Below are 18,013 nucleotides of genomic sequence, written 5' to 3'. Positions count from 1 at the left end.
GCGCGGGTGGCGGAGAGGTTGTCGTCGGCAGCACGCAGGCGGAGGTCGCGCTTGTTGCCGCGCTCTATCGGTTGGTCGATCCGGATGGTGTTGTCGGTTGCCCTGTCCCAGCTGTTCGAGCTGCCCGGACGGTGGGGGCTCGAGCCGCTGGCCGAGACTGTCAGGGTGGGGTTGGGGCGGGCGCCTGCGCTCTGGATTCCGGCGCGGGCCGCGTCGACTGCACTGCGGGCCAGGACGATGGACGGGTTGGCCTCGAGCAGGCGGGCGTCGGCCTCGGGCAGTGTCAGGGGGGCGGCATGGGCGTAGCCCAGCCACAGGGTGCTGATGAGCAGAAAGGGAATGCGCATGCCGGTCAGCCTGATAGGTCAGGCTGACAGTCTAAGTTCGCACCCTGACGGTCGGCTTAAGACTTTCTTGCGTCAAACTTGCATTTACCCCCTGCGTGCGAGGGCAGGGCTTCAGGCCCGGGCTTGCGGTGGGAGACCGTCGGGTCGTGGGCCCAGCAGGCGCCCGACGATGCGCCGGATCATCCCGCCAGTCACCACCTGGAGGGATGGCTGGAGGGGGTGTCGACCTTGTTGCGGGGCATCTGCCGCAGGGGTGTTTCCACGTGCCCGAGGGCCGCGCAGGCGCTGTAGAAGGCGAAGACATAGCGCTGTGGGATGCCGAGCAGGCGCACCGTCTCGCGCAGGCTCTGGGGCCCGCGCGACCACAGGCCGGCGATGCGGATCGCTTCGGGGGGCAGGGTCAGGCGGTTCAGGTTGGGCCAGCTGCGCAGGCGGACCGGGGCGTCCACGTCTGTGCCGGCAGGGAGTCGGCCTCGCGAGGCCCACAGGGCCAGCTCCCATTCGAACTCTTCGAGGGGGCGCGCTGACAAGCCCGCCGGAACGGATGGGGTGCGGGGGTCCAGGGCTGCCATGCGCAGGATTCCGCGTGCGGGCAACTGGGCCAGGGCGCGCAGGGCATTGGCACTCCGCGTCGCGTAAGCCCGGCCATTGCGCGGATCGAGGTAAAGCACGGGGCCTTCCGCATCGTCGATGCGTACCGGCTGGGCGATCTCGCGGGCATGGCTGACCGCCCGGGCGACCAGGCCCTGCAGGAAGAGCTCGGGCTGGTACTGGATCTGGGTGCGGGCCTCCGGATCGTTCAGGTCCACATCGGGCATGGACCCTACGTACAGGGTGGCCAGACGCTCCTCGAAGCGACGCAGCAGGCCGGTGGGCTCTTCTGAAGGAACGAAGGTCGGGTGGCTGCGCAGGGCGTCGAAGGGCATCTCGTCGGGGATGCTCTCAAGGGCGTCGCCCGAGACCTCGGCGACGTCGGCCAGGCCATGGCTTGCCCGGCGTGGCATGAGCTCCCGCGCCCGCCCGAGCGCTGCGGAGAGGGTGCTTGGGCGCAGGGGCTTGCTCAGTTCGATGGTGAGCGGGTCCGGCCGGTAGCCTGGGGGGCGACGGGTCACGATCAGTGGGCGAAGGGGATAGAGCAGGCGGTGTGCGGCCAGCAGGTAGGGGCCGAGATCGCTGTCCATGTCGATGAAGGCCGCGTCGGCCCCGGCTTCTTCCGACAGCCCCCAGGCCTCGGTGCCCATCACGTTCAGGCAGGCTTGGAACCCGCTAAGGGTCTTCTCATCCATGCCGGAGTGACAGAGTCGTAGCGTGGTGTCGATCATCGTGGATTCTCCCTTTGCAGCGGTGACTTCCGTCGCATTTGCTCGGACGTCGCGGAACTGCCCGCTCTGCGGGGGCATTGGGAGAGATTCTAGGCCGTGAAATTGGCGTATGCGTATGCAAAAAGGGTTTATTTGTTATTTTTGTGAATTTTGTCGTATGCGTGGCGCCTTGCTGGTCCGGGAACCAGGCGTACCTGGATTCCGGGTGACGCTGTCCGGGCCGATGGCCTGTTCGCAGACAGTGTTGAAAAGAATCCCTGAAGGTACTCTTGAAAAGGTCACGACCCGACCCTATTATTAGCACTCGCAGGGGGTGAGTGCTAACAGTGCGCCGCCCCGTTCCCGCCAGTCTGCTGGCCTTGATTTTTTTGGTTGGGCACCTTGCCCGATGTAAACGAGTAGGAGATCACTACATGAAAATCCGTCCCTTGCATGATCGCGTGATCGTCAAGCGCGTCGAAGCCGAGCGCACCACTTCCAGCGGCATCGTCATCCCCGACTCCGCCGGTGAAAAGCCCGATCAGGGCGAAGTGCTGGCCGTCGGCAATGGCAAGGTCCTCGACAACGGCGAAGTGCGCAAGATGGATGTCAAGGTGGGCGACCGCGTGCTGTTCGGCAAGTATGCCGGCCAGACCGTGAAGGTTGACGGCCAGGAAGTCCTGGTCATGCGCGAAGAAGACATCATGGGTGTGCTCGAGGCCTGATCCCCGCGCGGATGCCCCCGTGCATCCTCCAGCGCCCGGCAGGCTGAAGATGGCTAGGCCATCCTCGTCACCCGCGTACTTCCGAAAATACTGAATTCCGGAGAAACACTAAATGGCAGCTAAAGAAGTCAAGTTCGGCGATTCCGCCCGTTCCCGCATGGTTGAAGGCATCAACGTCCTGGCCGACGCGGTCAAGGTGACCCTGGGCCCGAAGGGCCGCAACGTGGTGCTCGAGCGCTCCTTCGGCGCCCCCACCGTGACCAAGGACGGTGTGTCCGTGGCCAAGGAAATCGAGCTGAAGGACAAGTTCGCCAACATGGGCGCCCAGATGGTCAAGGAAGTGGCTTCCAAGACCTCCGACATCGCCGGTGACGGCACCACCACCGCTACCGTGCTGGCCCAGTCCATCGTCCGCGAAGGCATGAAGTTCGTGGCCGCCGGCATGAACCCGATGGACCTGAAGCGCGGCATCGACAAGGCTGTCGCCGCCACCCTGGACGAGCTGAAGAAGCTGTCCAAGCCCTGTTCGACCAACAAGGAAATCGCCCAGGTCGGTTCCATCTCCGCCAACAGCGATTCCTCGATCGGCGACATCATTGCCAACGCCATGGAAAAGGTCGGCAAGGAAGGCGTCATCACCGTTGAAGACGGCAAGTCCCTGCAGAACGAACTCGACGTGGTCGAGGGCATGCAGTTCGACCGCGGCTACCTGTCCCCCTACTTCATCAACAACCCGGACAAGCAGGTTGCCATCCTCGACAACCCCTTCGTCCTGCTGTTCGACAAGAAGATCTCCAACATCCGCGACCTGCTGCCGGTGCTCGAGCAAGTGGCCAAGGCCGGCCGCCCGCTGCTGATCATCGCTGAAGACGTGGACGGCGAAGCGCTGGCCACCCTGGTGGTGAACAACATCCGCGGCATCCTCAAGACCTGTGCCGTCAAGGCCCCCGGCTTTGGCGACCGTCGCAAGGCCATGCTGGAAGACATCGCCGTGCTGACCGGCGGCCAGGTGATCGCCGAAGAAGTCGGCCTGACCCTCGAAAAGGCCACCCTGGACGATCTGGGCCAGGCCAAGCGCATCGAAGTGGGCAAGGAAAACACCACCCTCATCGACGGCGCCGGCGTTGCCGAGCGTATCGAAGCCCGCGTCAAGCAGATCCGCGTGCAGATCGAGGAAGCCACCTCCGACTACGACCGTGAAAAGCTGCAGGAACGCGTGGCCAAGCTGGCCGGCGGTGTTGCCGTTATCAAGGTTGGCGCTGCCACCGAAGTCGAAATGAAGGAAAAGAAGGCTCGCGTGGAAGACGCCCTGCACGCTACCCGCGCTGCGGTTGAAGAAGGCATCGTCCCCGGCGGCGGCGTGGCCCTGCTGCGTGCCCGTGCCAACCTCACCGGCCTGAAGGGTGACAACCACGACCAGGACGCCGGCATCAAGATCGTGCTGCGCGCCATGGAGCAGCCCCTGCGCGAAATCGTTGCCAACGCTGGCGCCGAAGCGTCCGTGGTGGTCAACAAGGTGACCGAAGGCGCCGGCAATTTCGGCTACAACGCTGCGACCGATGTGTACGGCGACATGGTCGAAATGGGCGTGCTGGACCCCACCAAGGTGACCCGCACCGCGCTGCAGAACGCCGCCTCCGTGGCCGGCCTGATGCTGACCACCGACTGCATGGTTGCCGAACTGGCTGAAGACAAGCCGGCCGGCGGCATGCCCGACATGGGCGGCATGGGTGGTATGGGCGGCATGGGCGGCATGGGGATGTAATCTCCCGCCGGACCCGGTTGTCCCGAAAAACCCCGCTTCGGCGGGGTTTTTTTGTGGAGTGCGCCCAGCGTGGGCACACTCCTGTGGGTGAATGTCCCGCCTTGAGTTGGACGCAGCCAGGGCAGTCAACCCCGATTCCGGGACGGGGGCCTCGCCACTGCGATGGCAGAGTCAGCCGCACATTGCCTTGGGAAGGTCCTGGCGGGCTCAGTATTCTGTGCAAAAAAAAGCCGCCGGGGAGGGCGGCGGCAAAGGAGGCCGATTGGTGTCCGGCCTCCCGGAGGGGAGTGAGATCCTTCATGCACACCTCGGCCGGCTGGCCGAGGCCGGGCGCGTGACCTTCAGCCGTGCTGCATATAGACGACGTGGGTCTCGGTGTACTCGTAGAGTCCGTGCTTGCCATCGGCGCCACCGATCCCGGACTTGCGACGGCCGGCGTGGAAGCCTTGCATGGCTTCAAAGTGCTCGCGGTTCACATAGGTTTCGCCGAAACGCAGGCTGTGGCATGCGCGCATCGCCGAGGACAGGTCACGGGTGAAGATGGACGACGTGAGTCCATAGTCCGAGTCATTGGCAAAGTCGATGGCTTCGTCCAGGCTGTCCACCACCTGAATAGGCAGCACCGGGCCGAAGATCTCCTTGCGCATGATCTCCATGTCATGGTGGCAGCCGGTGAGCACGGTGGGCTGGAAGTGGAAGCCCTGACCCAGGTCGGCCACGGCGCCGCCGGTGATGACCTCGGCGCCTTCCTCCCGAGCTCTGATCACCATGGCAGAGACCTTGTCCAAGCCGGCTTGGTTTACCAGCGGTCCCATGTTGACGCTGCGATCGGCCATTGGGTCGCCGTAGCGGGTGGCAGCCATCCTGGCCGCCAGCAGGGTGGTGAACTCTTCGGCCACGCGGCGTTCGACATAGACTCGTTCGGCGCAGTTGCACACCTGGCCGGTGTTGATCACCCGCGAATCGCTGATGGCCTTCGCCGCCAGCTCGATGTCGGCGTCTGCCAGCACGATGGCCGGCGCCTTGCCGCCGAGTTCAAGGTTGACCCGGGTGAGGTTGGGGGCAACTGCCTGCATGATGCGGGCGCCGGTGACCACGCTGCCGGTGAAGCTCACCAGGCCGATACCCGGATGGGTGCTCAGGGCGGCTCCGGTGCTTGCGCCACGACCGCTCACCAGGTTGAAGACGCCCGGCGGCAGGCCCGCCTCGTGGGCCAGGTGGGCAAACTCGAAGGCATTGATTGGCGTCTCTTCGCTCGGCTTGATGACAATGGTGTTGCCGGTGATGAGGGCCGGGGCGAGCTTGCGGGCGATCAGAAAGAAGGGGAAGTTCCAGGGAAGGATGCCTGCGGTGACGCCGATGGGCTTGCGCAGCAGGAAAATGCTCTCGCCCGGACGGTCACTGGGGATCACCTCGCCTTCGATACGCCGCGCCCATTCGGCCATGTAGTCCAGATAGTCGGCGGTGAAGTCCACCTCGACCGTGGCAAGGCCCAGGACCTTGCCTTGCTCGCGGGTGATGATCTCGGCGAGGCGGTCCCTGTGCTGTCGCAGTTTTGCGGCGATGGCGCGCAGGTGCTGGGCGCGCTGAATGGCAGGTAGGCGTTCCCACGCCGGCTGTGCCTGGGTCGCCGCAGCGACGGCCCGCTCGACGGTCGCAGTGCCGGCGTCCGGAACAAAGGCCAGCAGCTCTCCATTGGCCGGATTGCGCACTTCGATCAGTGGATCCCCGGCGGTGACGACGAACTCACCGTCGATGTAGTTGCGATATTGGTTTGCCATTTTTCTCTCCTGTGTGTGGGAATGTCAGGCCGAATGGGCCAGACGTTTGCCGACCTGTTCCGAGGTGTAGCCGAACACCACGCCGACTATCCAGCTCAGCGTGACGAAAGCGATGCTGATGTCGAGCTTGCCGCCCGAGCCGAAGAACGAGGCTGCGCCGAGGAAGGCAGCGGGGGTGTAGGCCAGCAGGGGGATGTCGGCCATGGCCACCAGTACGAAGGCCAGCATGGCCACCAGCACCACCAGGGCCGCGATGCCGCCGCCGAGGGCCTGGACGCCGAACAGGGTGCCCGCTGTCAGCGCGATGCCGGCGATGCCCGCGGCCATGGCCTTGCGCGTGCCTTCACCGCCGCCGCCGGCCGCGAAGTAGGCCGCCCAGGCGACAAAACCGATCCAGGGATTGAAGTTGAGGCCGGGGTTGCCGACCGAGAGATAGACCCAAAGTGCGACCAGAAGCGCGATGCTGAGGGCGAGTGCGTGCAGTAGTTTCATGACGTTCTCCTTTGACGGTGACGCCGCGCCCCCCAGGGGGCGCAGGCAGCCGGACTTACCAGACGTAGGCGTACTTGATGTTGATGCTGTTGTTGGCGGAGTGGTTTTCGCCACTGATGCTCTTTGAGTAGCGCAGACTGATGGACTGGTTGTCGAAGGTGTGGAACATCATCCCGGCACCGGCGTCCAGGGCATGGCCGCCGTTCACCGTCGCCGTGTCCCGGCTGCGCTCATAGTCCAGTGCCAGGAAGGGCTCCAGCAGTGGGCTGACGCGGTAGCCGAGGCGATGGTTGGTGTGGAACACCGTGCCGGGGAGGAGCCTGTCCGTGCGTTTTCCCTGAAAGACGAAGCCGGCGTCGGCGGTCCAGCCCAGCTTGTCGGTGAGGCGCCAGTCCCAGAAGGCACTGGACAGGTTCTTCCAGTTTCTGTCGCTGACGTCGGTGCTTCCGGCGGGGATCTGCAGGAAGGACTGGAAGCCCAGGGTCAGGTCGGTTCGGGGTTTGTACCAGACCGCAAAACCGGTCATCGGGTCGCCGATGCCGCTGGCCTGGGTGTTGTTCCTGTCGTTGCGGAGGCTGATCTCTGGCACGATCACTTCCCATGCCAGTCCGATCTTGCGGTTGAAGTCCGGCGTCCAGAAACGCACGTACTTGGATAGGCCGACGATGGCATCCGAGCCGGAACCCTTCACCCGGTCGCCCGAGCTGTCGAAGCTGCGGTTGTTGCGTTGTACGTAGGCGTACTGCACGAAGACGTTGAAGGGCTGGAAGTCCACCGGCAAGTCGTATTCATGTGGGCCGATCACGTCAAAGGTGGTCTGGGCCGCCGCGGGCAGGGCGCAGCCGGCGCCAAGGGTGAAGAGGATGAGGGCGACGAGGCGCCGGACGGGGTGGCCCCGGCGAACGGGGGCCTGCCTTGATAGCATCATTGTGGTTGTCTCCATGTGGTGTGGGTGAGGGCGGACGGCGCCTGTCCCGGCGCCGTTCCGTGATCAGGCGGTGGGGGCTGCCTCAGTCGTCAAGGGCGAACACCCAGACCGAGCCGCCTTCGGGGACCTGCTTCTCCCAGCCGTGGGATTCATGCATCTTTCCCTGGATCCAGGCCGCATCCACGCCCCAGCCTGAGACCACGGCAACGTACTGCTTGCCGTCGATGAAGTAGCTGCTGGGCGGCGAGATGATGCCGGAGGGGGTGGGGAACTCCCACAGCAGCTTGCCGTTGCGTGCGTCATAGGCGCGGAACATGCGGTCGTTGGTGCCACCGGCAAACAGGACGTTGCCCGCGGTGACCATGACCGAGCCGAAGTTCCACGATGCGGCATAGGTTTCGCGCCAGTTCTCCTTGGCCCCGTTCACGCTCCAGGCTTGAATGCCGCCTACATAGGGGGCGTTCTTGTCCACCGCGAGATTCAGCTCGGTGATCTCCACCCCCGCCGACCACTGGCCAGGGATGCGCTCCTGGATCTTGCCGGTGAGCGTCATGCAGTGGTTGTCGTTGAAAGGCACGTAGAGCATGCCGGTCTTCGGACTGTAGGCTTCGAAGGGCCAGTCCTTGCCGCCCCACAGGCTGGGACAATAGGTGGCCGTCTTGCCGGTGCCGGGCTTGTGGGCTTCGTTGTAGGTGGGGCGGCCGGTCTTGGGGTCGATGCTGGTGAAGACGTTCTGCTTCACGTAGCGCAGGGCCTTCTGGAAATCGATCTTGCCGTCGGGCTTGCGGTCCAGCCAGTAGATGTAGCCATTGCGTTGGGCACTGATGAGGCCGGGCACCTTCTTGCCATTGCGCTCGAACTCCACGATCGTCGGTGCGTTCATCCCCGCCCAGTCCCATGAGTCGTTCCAGTGGTACTGGTGGTGGCCCTTGATCTCGCCGGTGTCGGGGTTGAGGGCCAGCACCGAGGCGAGGTAGAGGTTGTCGCCCGGACGCTGATCACCCAGCCAGGGCGCGCCATTGCCGACCCCCCAGTACAGAATGTCGTTCTTGGCGTCATAGTTGCCGGGCATCCACATGGTGCCGCCGCCGTTCTTCCAGGCATCTTTCCAGCGCCCTTCCTGAGGCCAGGTCTCGGAGCCGGGTTCTCCGGGGGCCGGGACGGCGTAGCGGGTCCATTTGAGCTTGCCGGTTTCCAGGTCGAAGGCCTTGAGGAAGCCGCGTACCCCGAACTCGCCGCCCGACGGTCCGACGATGACGACGTTCTTGACCACGAGGGGCGCCGAGGTGATGTAGGCGCTGTCCTTCTGCCAGTCACAGACTTCCGATTCCCATACCTTGGCACCCGTCTTGGCATCCAGTGCGGTGATCATGCAGTCCAGGCTCGCCACATAGACCTTGTCGCCGGCCAGGGACACGCCCCGATTGGTGACGTGCAGGGCACCGAAGCCTTCGGGCAGTTCGCGCTTGTAGCGCCACAGCAGGCGGCCGCTCTTGGCATTGAAGGCCAGCACCTGGTTTCGCGGGGTGGCGACGAACATCATCTCGCCATTGACGATGGCCGGCGCCTCGTGGCCGGAGGTCATGCCGGTGGCGGCGCTCCACACCGGCTTGAGCTTCTTCACGTTGTTGGTGTTGATCTGGTCCAGGGCGCTGTAGCTCCAGCCCTGGTAGTTGCCCTTGGTCATGAGCCAGTTTTCGGGCTCCGGGTTGGCGAGGCGCTGGGGGGTGACCGGCTTGTAGTCGCCACTCGCGCCTGTTGCCAGCAAGGGCATGAAGGCCAGGCCGAGGGCCGTGAGGGAAAGCAGTCTTTTCATCGGAATCGTCTCCATCCTGTTGTTGTGATGCCTGGTGTGTTGCCGGGGATGCACGCGCCCCGGCGGCGCGTTCTTCGTCATTGCTGCGGAGGGCCCAGCGGCCCGGAGAAATTCCCCGCCACCAGCAGGGCGCCATCCGCCTGTTTGAGTGGCAGGTGGGTGAGGCGGCGCGTGGCTGGCCCCGCTACGACTTCACCGCTCTTGCGGACATCGAAGGTGGATCCGTGGCAGTTGCAGACCAAGGCGCCGCCCGAAGGGTGGATCTCGGTGATCGGGCAGCCGTAGTGGGTGCAGATGGCGGAGAAAGCGACCACGCCGTCGGCGGAGTCGGCCTTGAGTGCTGCCGGCAAGTCGTCCGGAAGCAGCTTCACCAGCACCAGCAGGTTGGTGCGTGCACCGTCGCGTACCGTCCGGTTGCTCATATCCATCGGATAGGCCAGCACCGGAGGGGCGCCGATCCTGAGGTCGGTCGGGGCGATTTGCTGGCCCTGCTTGTCGCCAGTCATGTAAGCCAGGCCGTCGCCTGTCTGGGGCTTGATGCGGCGGGGGTTGTCGGCAGCGGCGGCGCCCCCAGGTACCAGGGGCGCCACGGCAAGTGCCAGCGAAGCGGCGAGTAAGGAGCGCCGGCCCCCGGACTCTGTCTGTGCTTCCCTGGTGCAGGGGCAGCCCGCTTCCAGTTCCCTATCGGCCATTCTTTGTCATCCTCCTTTTTGGATTGGGTCAGGGTCGGCAGTTGCCGGCCGCGTTGCCGGGCCGCGGTCGCGCCGCCGCCTTCTGGCACATCAGTTGGGCAAAGCCTGTGCCAGTGCCTGCCTTGATCGCCTTGGGGAGTTTTCAAGTCATTGATTTTTCTGCGCCAAGTTCTCGTCTTTGTATGCGGGCTGCCCGTCGCCGTGGGGCGTCCGAGTGTTTCAGCCTTGTGTCACTGGTGTGCCAGCGCCTGTCTGCTGATACGTCGCAGACACAGCGTGCGATCCGCCGCTGAGGTGGCTGGCCGCCGGGATTGCCGCGGTGCAGCGGGATCCCGGGCGGAGGGCGATGTAAGCTGCCTTGTATGGCCTATTTCTTGCGGCTATTCTTCGATCCACCCGCAAGCCCTCCGGCCGTATGCGCGACAGAAATGGGCAGTCGGGGATGAGACACAAGGAGGAGGTTGGCGATGAGCATCGCTGCGAGGACCCTTGGCGCGCTTTCGATAGAGCGCTCCCAAGAAAATGCGGTCGAATCCGGACGGGCGAAACTGGAGGACTCCTGGCGGCGATCGATCGAGCAGTACCGGCTCGATCCCGGCCGCCCCGTCGTTACCCGGGTTCTGACTGCCAACGAGTGCCGTTACTTGCGCGAACGGGAGGAGTCCTTCCTGCGCATCGCCCAGCCCGGGGTCACTCGCCTTCATGAGCAGGTCCGCGACTCGGGGTACTGCGTGCTGCTGACCGATGCCCGGGGCGCCGCCATCGATTTTCGAGGCCAGGGCCGGCAGGAGCAGGAGTTCCGCGGACGTGGCTTTCGTCTGGGCGCGTGCTGGTCGGAGGAGGAGGAGGGAACCTGTGGGGTGGGCACGGCGATCGTCGAGCGCAGCCCGATCCTGGTGCACAAGCAGGAGCACTTCCTAGCACTCAACAATCGCATTACCTGTAGTGCTGCCCCCATCTTCGGACCCGACGATGAGCTTCTGGGAGTGCTCAATGCCTCGGCGTTGTCGGCTCCCGACGACCGTCGTAGCCAGTCACTGGTCTATAACCTGGTCACTCAGAACGCGGCGCTGATCGAGAACGCGGTGTTCTCAGAAGCCTGTCGCAACAATTGGCTGGTGCGACTGTGTCCGGCCGGGGATGACTGGGGCGTGGATGAAGGCCTGTACCTAGCCCTGGATGGCGAAGGCCGTATCGTGCGCACCGGTCGCGGACTGCGCCGGAGGTTGTCACGCCTGCCCCAACCGCTGGAGGCTATCTCCGATCTGCTCGATGCCGATGCAGAGAGTTTGCTGCGCCATGCCCATGAGCATCCCGGCGTGCCAATGCAGGTGCGCTGCCACGCTAACGGTGGATTCTTCCAGTTGCATCTGCGGGCGCCAGCGCCCACGCCGGTGCGGGCAATGATCGGGCGTCCGTCGGTCCGTGACGAGACGGGCTTTGGCCCGTTGGTGAGCACCGATCCCCGTGTCGCGGCCAGCATCGATCGCATCAAACGCCTGGCTGACAGCCGCGTGCCCATCCTGCTGCAAGGGGAGACAGGCGCCGGAAAGGAGGCTTTTGCCCGGGCTATCCATGCCTATAGCAAGCGGCGAGACAAGTCATTCGTCGCGCTGAACTGTGCGGCGATCCCGGAGAGCCTGATCGAGAGTGAGCTCTTTGGTTATCGTGAAGGGGCGTTCACCGGTGCGCGCAGCAAGGGCAGCCCGGGCAAGGTGCAGCTGGCCAGTGGTGGGACCCTGTTCCTGGATGAAATCGGTGACATGCCGCTGGCCTTGCAGACGCGTTTGCTGCGAGTGCTGGCGGAGGGGGAGGTAATGGCGCTGGGGGCGAGCACACCCGATTCGGTTGATCTCCATGTGGTGTGCGCCACCCATCGAAATCTCGAGGCAATGGTCGCTCAGGGGCTGTTCCGAGAGGACCTGTTGTATCGCCTGAATGCGGCCACCTTCCGTCTGCCGCCGCTGCGCGAGCGTTCGGATATCCAGGCACTCATCCAGCGTATCCTGCACGAAGAAGCCCGGCAGAGCAGTCGCAACGTGGTTCTCTCAGGCGAGGTCGAGCAACGCCTTCTGGCCTACCACTGGCCCGGTAACGTACGTGAACTGCGCAACGTGCTGCGCTTTGCGGTGGCGGTGTGTGAGGGAAGCGTGCTGCATACCGCCCACCTACCCGAGAACCTGCAGCCTGGTCTGGCGACTGCGGTGTCATCGCCGGCAGCGTCATCAGCCCGGCGCGAAACGGCGGATAAAGCCGACATCCTCAACGCGCTGGAGCGTACCGGCTGGCACATCAGCGAGGCTGCACGCCAGCTGGGGATGTCGCGCTCGACCTTCTATCGGCGGATGTGGCGCTACGGCATCGGGTCCGGCGTGAATGAGGGTGCGTCCAAAGCGGATGCCTGAGCGGCGTGTGGCGTGGTCACCCTGCCGGGGGAGTACTCGCCAAACCGGAGATTTCGGTTTATAAGTTCCGCACATACCAATAAAGCAGTACGTGGGAGGGGAGACATGATCAAGGCGACCTTGACCGGGCAGCGCCTGGTGGCGTTGTTCGTGCTGGGCTGGGTGGTGGTGAACTATCCGGTCCTGTCGGTGTTCGACACGGCGCGGGCGTGGTTCGGCATTCCCTCCCTCTATCTTTATGTCTTCGGCGTTTGGGCGGCGGTGATTGCCCTGATGGCCTGGATCATCGAGCGCTAGGCCGCCATGACGCGCGGCAGCCATTTCGCAGGTAGGGGGCGGCCATGACCAGTACCGTCATCGTTGCCATCTCCTTCCTCTACCTTGCCCTGCTCTTCGCGGTGGCCTACGTGGGCGACAAGCGTGCGGACGCGGGCCGCTCGATCATTGCCAATCCCACCATCTACGCCCTGTCCCTGGCGGTGTATTGCACCACCTGGACCTACTACGGCAGCGTGGGCAGGGCGGCCTCATCGGGGCTGGGCTTTGCGCCGATCTTCCTCGGGCCGACCCTGGTGGTGGCCCTGTGGTGGTTCGTGATGCTGAAGATGGTGCGCATCGGCAAGGCGCACCGCATCACCTCCATCGCCGATTTCATCGCCTCCCGCTATGGCAAGAGCCACCTGCTCGGCGGGCTGGTCACGGTGATTGCGGTGCTGGGCGTGATCCCCTATATCGCCCTGCAGCTCAAGGCGGTGTCCAGCAGCTACGCCATCCTCACCCACTATCCCGAGATCATCATGCCTGCCAAGGCCGGCACGGTATCGTGGATGGCTGACACGACGCTGTACATCGCGCTGATCATGGCGGCCTTCACCATTCTTTTCGGTACCCGCCACCTGGACGCCACCGAGCGCCATGAAGGCATGGTGGCGGCCGTCGCCTTCGAGTCGGTGGTGAAGCTGGTGATCTTCATGGCGGTCGGGGTCTTCGTCACCTTCGGGCTCTTCGATGGTTTTGGGGATCTTTTCTCGCGGGCCGCCCTGGAGCCCAGGCTGCAGAAACTGATGACCATGAATGCCGGGGGCAACACCTATGGCAACTGGTTTGCCCTGACCTTGCTGTCCATGCTGGCGGTGATGTTCCTGCCACGCCAGTTTCAGGTGGCCGTGGTGGAGAACGTCAATGAGAACCACCTGCGCCGGGCCATCTGGCTGTTTCCCCTGTACCTGCTGCTGATCAACATCTTCGTGCTGCCCATCGCCCTGGGCGGGCTGATGCACTTTGCCGGTCAGGATGTGGATGCCGATACCTTCGTGCTGACCCTGCCCATGGCCCTGGGCCATGGCTGGCTGGCCCTGCTGGTCTTCATCGGCGGCCTGTCAGCGGCGACCGGCATGGTCATCGTCGAGACCATCGCCCTGTCCACCATGGTCTGCAATGATCTGGTGATGCCCGTGCTGCTGCGTTATCGCTGGCTTGCACTGCAGGGCCGGGACGATCTGTCGGGTTTGCTGCTGGGCATCCGGCGCAGTGCGATCATCCTCATCCTGCTCCTCGGCTATCTGTATTTCCGCCTGGCGGGGGAGGCCCATGCGCTGGTCAGCATCGGGCTGATCAGCTTTGCCGCCGTGGCCCAGTTTGCGCCGGCCATTATCGGCGGGATGTACTGGCGCGGCGCCACCCGGGCCGGTGCCCTGGCCGGCCTGTCGAGCGGGTTCGTGGTGTGGCTGTACACCCTGCTGCTGCCCTCGTTCGCCAAGTCGGGCTGGCTGCCGATCGAGTTCCTGCAGGCGGGTTTTCTGGGGCTGGAAGTCCTGCGTCCCCAGGAGCTCTTTGGCATGAAGGGCCTGGATCCGATTGCCCACAGCCTCTACTGGAGCCTGCTCGCCAACGTGGGGGCCTATGTGTGCGTGTCCCTGATGCGCTCCCCCAATGCTGTCGAGGCGGGCCAGGCAACCCTCTTCGTGGACGTCTTCAAACAGAGCCGGCCCGCCGGCGGAGCCTTCTGGCGCGGGAGCGCGCAGATCGGCGACCTGCTACCTCTGATCGGTCGCTTCATCGGGCCCGAACGGGCGCGCAACGCCTTTGCCGACTATGCCCGCAGCCGTGGTGCGGCGTCGGTGGAGGTTCTGCCCGCCGATGCGGGGCTGGTGCATTTTGCCGAAACCACCCTGGCCGGCGCCATCGGCAGCGCCTCGGCCCGGGTGATGGTTTCCTCAGTGGTGAAGGAAGAGCCCCTGGGCCTCGACGAGGTGATGAACATCCTTGATGAGGCCTCCCAGGTGCGCGCCTACTCGAAGCGCCTTGAGCAGAAGTCCCGCGAGCTGGAGGCCGCCACCGCCGAGTTGCGCAGCGCCAACGAGCGCCTCAAGGAGCTTGACCGTCTGAAGGATGACTTCATGTCCTCGGTGACGCACGAGTTGCGCACGCCGCTGACCTCGATCCGGGCCTTCTCCGAGATGCTGCTCGAAGATCCGCGCATCGATCTGGCCGAGCGCAAGCGTTTTCTGGGCATCATCGTCAGCGAAACCGAACGCCTCACCCGCCTGGTCAATCAGGTTCTCGACATGGCCAAGATCGAGTCCGGTCACGCTGACTGGCACAACGGCGAGGTCAGCCTGGTGGAGGTGGTTGAGCAGGCGGCGGCGTCCACCAGCCAGCTTTTCAAGGACAAGGGCGTGACCCTCGAAATATCGCTGCCGGGGCAGGTGCCCATCCTGCTGGCCGACCGCGACCGTCTTGTCCAGGTGATGCTCAACCTGCTCTCCAACGCGGTCAAATTCGTGGACGCAGGGCGCGGGCGGGTGTGGGTTGCCCTTGCCGAATGCGCGGAGGGCCTGCGTGTGGATGTGCGGGACAACGGCCCGGGCCTGACGCCCGAGGAGCAATTGGTGGTTTTCGAGAAGTTCCGGCAGGGGGGCAACACCATGACTGACAAGCCCCAGGGCACCGGACTGGGCCTGCCGATCAGCCGTCAGATCGTCGAACACTATGGCGGTCGGTTGTGGGTGGAGAGTGCCGCCGGAGAGGGCGCATGTTTCTCGTTTCTGATGCCTTGCGGCAAATCAACAGAAACGAAAGATGAGGCAGGATAAACTACGGGGAATCGCGCCCTGGAATGAGGTTCGCATGCTGCTGCCTCGACCCGGGCGAGGATGGGGAGGAGACTGAATGGCCAAAAAAATACTGATTGCCGACGACGAACAGAACATCGTCATTTCACTTGAATTTCTGATGAAGCGCGAAGGCTTTGTCGTGTGCATCGCCCACGATGGTCAGGAGGCCCTCGACAAGGCGCGGGCCGAGGCGCCCGATCTCATCCTGCTGGATGTGATGATGCCGCGCAAGAACGGTTACGAGGTGTGCCAGGAGATCCGTGCCGAGGCGGCCCTGCAAGGCACGCGCATCCTGATGCTCACCGCCAAGGGCCGCGAGACCGAAGTCACCAAGGGCCTGGCCATGGGGGCGGACGCCTACATGACGAAGCCATTTTCAACGAAGGAGTTGGTGACCAAGGTCAAGGCATTGCTGGATGTGCCGGCATGAGCGTCAAGTCCCGGCACGTATTGGCGGTCCTCACCGCCTGCGCCCTGGTGGTGGTGGTCATGGCTGCCGCGGGAATTGCGGTATGGCGTGACCTGGCGCCGGAAGAGCGGGACATCATCGAGCCCATCCTCAATCCGCGGCTGGGGCTCCTGCTGATGATTTCCCTGGTGGGCGCCGGTGCAGCCGCCGTCCTCATGAAGTCCTTCGCCCAGGCCAACCTCCTCGGTCCTTCACTTCTGGCCGATGAACTCGGCCTGATTGTCGGTACCGACCCGTCCCGGCGCCTCAAGCCGTCCGGTTCGCCCGAACTGCAGCGCATCGCCGAGTCGGTCAATGCCTTGGCAGATCAGCGGCGCAGCCTTCAGGAAGATGTGGAGGCCCGCATCCGTGAGGCCCGTCTGTCGGTCGAGGAGGAGCGCAACCGGCTCGCCGCGCTGATGTCGGAGCTCAACCAGAGCGTGGTGGTGTGCAACCTCGACGGGCGTATCCTGCTCTACAACAGCCGGGCGCGGCTGCAGTTCCGGGCCCTGTCCGACGCGCCCACGGCGGCGGGCGGCGGTGAGATCATCGGCCTGGGGCGTTCCATCTACGCGGTTTTCGAGCGCAACCTGATCGTGCATGCCCTGGAAAGCATCCAGGAACGCATCCGTCGCCAGAGTTCCCAGCCGGTGGCCAACTTCGTCACCACCACCCGGGCCGGCCAGTTGCTGCGGGTGCAGATGGCACCGGTGCTGTCGGCAGTGGAGGGCGAGGCGGAGAGTACCGTGTCCGGCTTCGTGCTGATGCTCGACAACATCACCCGCAATTTCGAGGCCGAAACCCGTCGCGACCAGATGCTCCACTCCCTCACCGAGGGCAGTCGTTCGTCTCTGGCCAACCTGCGGGCCGCCGCCGAAATGCTGGAGTATCCCGATCTCGATCCGGAACTGAAGGAGCGCTTCCTGAGCGTGGTGCGCGACGAAGTGCAGGGCATGAGCGCGCGGCTCGACGAAACGGCCAACGCCTTTGCCGATTCCCTGAAGACCCGCTGGCCCCTCGACGAGATGCTGGGCGCCGACCTGGTGGCCGCGGCCCAGCGGCGCATTGAAAAGAAAGTCAGTCTCCCCACCAAGATCGAGGACGTGGATCCGGGTGTATGGGTGAAGGTGGACAGCTTCTCCCTGCTCCAGGCCATCAGCTACTTGGTGAGCCGTCTGTCGGACGAGTTTGAGGTGCGCGAAGTGCGCCTGCGCCTTACGGCCGCGGGCCGGCTGGTGCACCTGGACATCATCTGGTCGGGGCAGGCCATGAGCACCGAAACCGTGATGGCCTGGGAGCTGGAACCCATGTCCTTCGCTGGCGAGAGCTCGCCCCTCACCGTGCGCGATGTGATCGAACGTCACGACGGGGAGATCTGGCTGCAGCGCGAGAAGACCCAGCACCGGGCCTTCTTCCGCCTGCTGCTGCCCTCCGCCGCGCCCCAGGAGCAGGTGGACGCGGGGGCTTTCCTGAAGGGTGAGAGCCGGCCCGAATACTATGATTTCGACCTGTTCAAGCAGACCGAAGCCAGCCATGCCCTGGACGACCGCCTGCTGTCCGAACTGACCTTCACCGTCTTCGACACCGAGACCACCGGCCTCAATCCGTCCGAGGGCGACGAGATCATCCAGATCGGCGCCACCCGCATCGTCAATGGCAAGCTGCTCAAGTCGGAGTCCTTTGACCAGTTGGTGGACCCCCTGCGCGAGCTGCCCGAGGCGTCCACCAAGATCCATGGCATCACCCCGGAAATGCTGGTGGGCCAGCCCCCCATGGCCAGGGTTCTGCCGGCTTTCCATGCCTTCTCCGAAGACACGGTGCTGGTGGCCCACAACGCCGCCTTCGACATGCGCTTCCTGCAGCTCAAGGAGGAGAGCACCGGCATCCGTTTCTCCCAGCCCGTGCTCGATACCCTGCTGCTGTCGGCGGTCATCCATCCGGCTCAGGAATCCCACCGGCTCGAAGCGATCTGCGAGCGCATGGGGGTGAACATCATGGGCCGGCATACGGCCATGGGGGATGCCATCGTGACCGGCGAGGTCTTCCTGCGCATGATCCCGCTGCTGGCCGAGATGGGCATCCGGACCCTCGGCGAGGCTCGGCAGGCTTCCGAGAAGACTTACTACGCCCGCGTCAAGTACTGAGGGTTTGTGGATGATCCGCCGTGCCGCCCGTAGCGAGCCCCAAGGGCTCGCTA

General features: G+C 64.5%; 14 protein-coding genes. 7 read left to right on the top strand and 7 right to left on the bottom strand.

Translation table 11 applies throughout. The features are described 5' to 3' along the window. Together J0L98_RS10270 and J0L98_RS10265 are read right to left on the bottom strand one after the other, a co-directional pair. Nucleotides 1–347, bottom strand: a 347-nt coding sequence (locus tag J0L98_RS10270) for a TolC family protein (protein WP_296411685.1), incomplete at its 3' end; no start/stop codon positions are given. A gap of 191 nt (nucleotides 348–538) precedes the next feature. Further along, nucleotides 539–1,669 (bottom strand): hypothetical protein, encoded by a 1,131-nt coding sequence (locus tag J0L98_RS10265; protein ID WP_296411683.1) that lies wholly within the window; start codon nucleotides 1,667–1,669, stop codon nucleotides 539–541. A gap of 413 nt (nucleotides 1,670–2,082) precedes the next feature. Between J0L98_RS10265 and groES the strand changes: the two genes are divergently transcribed. Together groES and groL are read left to right on the top strand one after the other, a co-directional pair. Continuing rightward, complete coding sequence (groES, locus tag J0L98_RS10260) at nucleotides 2,083–2,373, top strand: co-chaperone GroES (RefSeq protein WP_296411681.1); 291 nt, start codon at nucleotides 2,083–2,085, stop codon at nucleotides 2,371–2,373. A 112-nt stretch (nucleotides 2,374–2,485) separates the two neighbouring features. Continuing rightward, a complete protein-coding gene (gene groL, locus J0L98_RS10255) occupies nucleotides 2,486–4,138 on the top strand; it encodes a chaperonin GroEL (protein ID WP_296411680.1) in 1,653 nt (550 codons plus the stop codon). A gap of 341 nt (nucleotides 4,139–4,479) precedes the next feature. Here groL and aldA read toward each other — a convergent pair whose 3' ends face one another. From aldA to J0L98_RS10230, 5 genes are all read right to left on the bottom strand, one after another. Further along, on the bottom strand, nucleotides 4,480–5,919 hold the full coding sequence (gene aldA / locus J0L98_RS10250; protein ID WP_296411678.1) for an aldehyde dehydrogenase: 1,440 nt from the start codon (nucleotides 5,917–5,919) through the stop codon (nucleotides 4,480–4,482). A 24-nt stretch (nucleotides 5,920–5,943) separates the two neighbouring features. Further along, nucleotides 5,944–6,411: a DUF1097 domain-containing protein gene (locus tag J0L98_RS10245; RefSeq protein ID WP_296411675.1), complete on the bottom strand. Its 468-nt coding sequence runs from the start codon at nucleotides 6,409–6,411 to the stop codon at nucleotides 5,944–5,946. 55 nt (nucleotides 6,412–6,466) lie between these two features. Beyond that, nucleotides 6,467–7,339, bottom strand: coding sequence for a transporter (locus tag J0L98_RS10240; RefSeq protein ID WP_296411673.1), 873 nt, complete (start codon nucleotides 7,337–7,339; stop codon nucleotides 6,467–6,469). Between the two features lie 82 nt (nucleotides 7,340–7,421). Continuing rightward, nucleotides 7,422–9,155, bottom strand: coding sequence for a PQQ-dependent dehydrogenase, methanol/ethanol family (locus tag J0L98_RS10235; protein ID WP_296411672.1), 1,734 nt, complete (start codon nucleotides 9,153–9,155; stop codon nucleotides 7,422–7,424). Nucleotides 9,156–9,232: 77 nt separating this feature from the next. Next, complete coding sequence (locus tag J0L98_RS10230; RefSeq protein WP_296411671.1) at nucleotides 9,233–9,847, bottom strand: Rieske (2Fe-2S) protein; 615 nt, start codon at nucleotides 9,845–9,847, stop codon at nucleotides 9,233–9,235. Nucleotides 9,848–10,314: 467 nt separating this feature from the next. Here J0L98_RS10230 and J0L98_RS10225 point away from each other — a divergent pair, with 467 nt between their 5' ends. The 5 genes from J0L98_RS10225 to J0L98_RS10205 all read left to right on the top strand — a co-directional run bounded on the left by J0L98_RS10225 (nucleotide 10,315) and on the right by J0L98_RS10205 (nucleotide 17,960). Beyond that, nucleotides 10,315–12,252, top strand: coding sequence for a sigma-54-dependent Fis family transcriptional regulator (locus J0L98_RS10225; RefSeq protein ID WP_296411670.1), 1,938 nt, complete (start codon nucleotides 10,315–10,317; stop codon nucleotides 12,250–12,252). Nucleotides 12,253–12,357: 105 nt separating this feature from the next. Beyond that, a complete protein-coding gene (locus J0L98_RS10220) occupies nucleotides 12,358–12,549 on the top strand; it encodes a hypothetical protein (protein ID WP_365954585.1) in 192 nt (63 codons plus the stop codon). Between the two features lie 44 nt (nucleotides 12,550–12,593). Further along, nucleotides 12,594–15,347: a sensor histidine kinase gene (locus J0L98_RS10215; RefSeq protein WP_296411669.1), complete on the top strand. Its 2,754-nt coding sequence runs from the start codon at nucleotides 12,594–12,596 to the stop codon at nucleotides 15,345–15,347. Between the two features lie 76 nt (nucleotides 15,348–15,423). Further along, the gene (locus tag J0L98_RS10210; protein WP_296406195.1) at nucleotides 15,424–15,798 is read left to right on the top strand and encodes a response regulator; all 375 of its coding nucleotides are present in this window, start codon (nucleotides 15,424–15,426) and stop codon (nucleotides 15,796–15,798) included. Then, on the top strand, nucleotides 15,795–17,960 hold the full coding sequence (locus J0L98_RS10205; RefSeq protein WP_296411668.1) for an exonuclease domain-containing protein: 2,166 nt from the start codon (nucleotides 15,795–15,797) through the stop codon (nucleotides 17,958–17,960). The genes J0L98_RS10210 and J0L98_RS10205 overlap by 4 nt, the downstream gene beginning before the upstream one ends. The last annotated feature ends 53 nt before the right edge of the window (nucleotides 17,961–18,013 follow it).

The organism is Zoogloea sp., from assembly GCF_017302315.1.
Taxonomy (GTDB): domain Bacteria; phylum Pseudomonadota; class Gammaproteobacteria; order Burkholderiales; family Rhodocyclaceae; genus Zoogloea.
The sequence above is the reverse complement of the archived record's forward strand: the minus strand, read 5'-3'. Positions and strand labels throughout refer to the sequence as shown.

Excerpts from the sequence above, each read along its gene's own strand:
- J0L98_RS10265 (WP_296411683.1), bottom strand. The coding sequence starts at position 1,669 with ATGATCGACACCACGCTACGACTCTGTCACTCCGGCATGGATGAGAAG.
- groES (WP_296411681.1), top strand. The coding sequence starts at position 2,083 with ATGAAAATCCGTCCCTTGCATGATCGCGTGATCGTCAAGCGCGTCGAA.
- groL (WP_296411680.1), top strand. The coding sequence starts at position 2,486 with ATGGCAGCTAAAGAAGTCAAGTTCGGCGATTCCGCCCGTTCCCGCATG.
- aldA (WP_296411678.1), bottom strand. The coding sequence starts at position 5,919 with ATGGCAAACCAATATCGCAACTACATCGACGGTGAGTTCGTCGTCACC.
- J0L98_RS10245 (WP_296411675.1), bottom strand. The coding sequence starts at position 6,411 with ATGAAACTACTGCACGCACTCGCCCTCAGCATCGCGCTTCTGGTCGCA.
- J0L98_RS10240 (WP_296411673.1), bottom strand. The coding sequence starts at position 7,339 with ATGATGCTATCAAGGCAGGCCCCCGTTCGCCGGGGCCACCCCGTCCGG.
- J0L98_RS10235 (WP_296411672.1), bottom strand. The coding sequence starts at position 9,155 with ATGAAAAGACTGCTTTCCCTCACGGCCCTCGGCCTGGCCTTCATGCCC.
- J0L98_RS10230 (WP_296411671.1), bottom strand. The coding sequence starts at position 9,847 with ATGGCCGATAGGGAACTGGAAGCGGGCTGCCCCTGCACCAGGGAAGCA.
- J0L98_RS10225 (WP_296411670.1), top strand. The coding sequence starts at position 10,315 with ATGAGCATCGCTGCGAGGACCCTTGGCGCGCTTTCGATAGAGCGCTCC.
- J0L98_RS10220 (WP_365954585.1), top strand. The coding sequence starts at position 12,358 with ATGATCAAGGCGACCTTGACCGGGCAGCGCCTGGTGGCGTTGTTCGTG.
- J0L98_RS10215 (WP_296411669.1), top strand. The coding sequence starts at position 12,594 with ATGACCAGTACCGTCATCGTTGCCATCTCCTTCCTCTACCTTGCCCTG.
- J0L98_RS10210 (WP_296406195.1), top strand. The coding sequence starts at position 15,424 with ATGGCCAAAAAAATACTGATTGCCGACGACGAACAGAACATCGTCATT.
- J0L98_RS10205 (WP_296411668.1), top strand. The coding sequence starts at position 15,795 with ATGAGCGTCAAGTCCCGGCACGTATTGGCGGTCCTCACCGCCTGCGCC.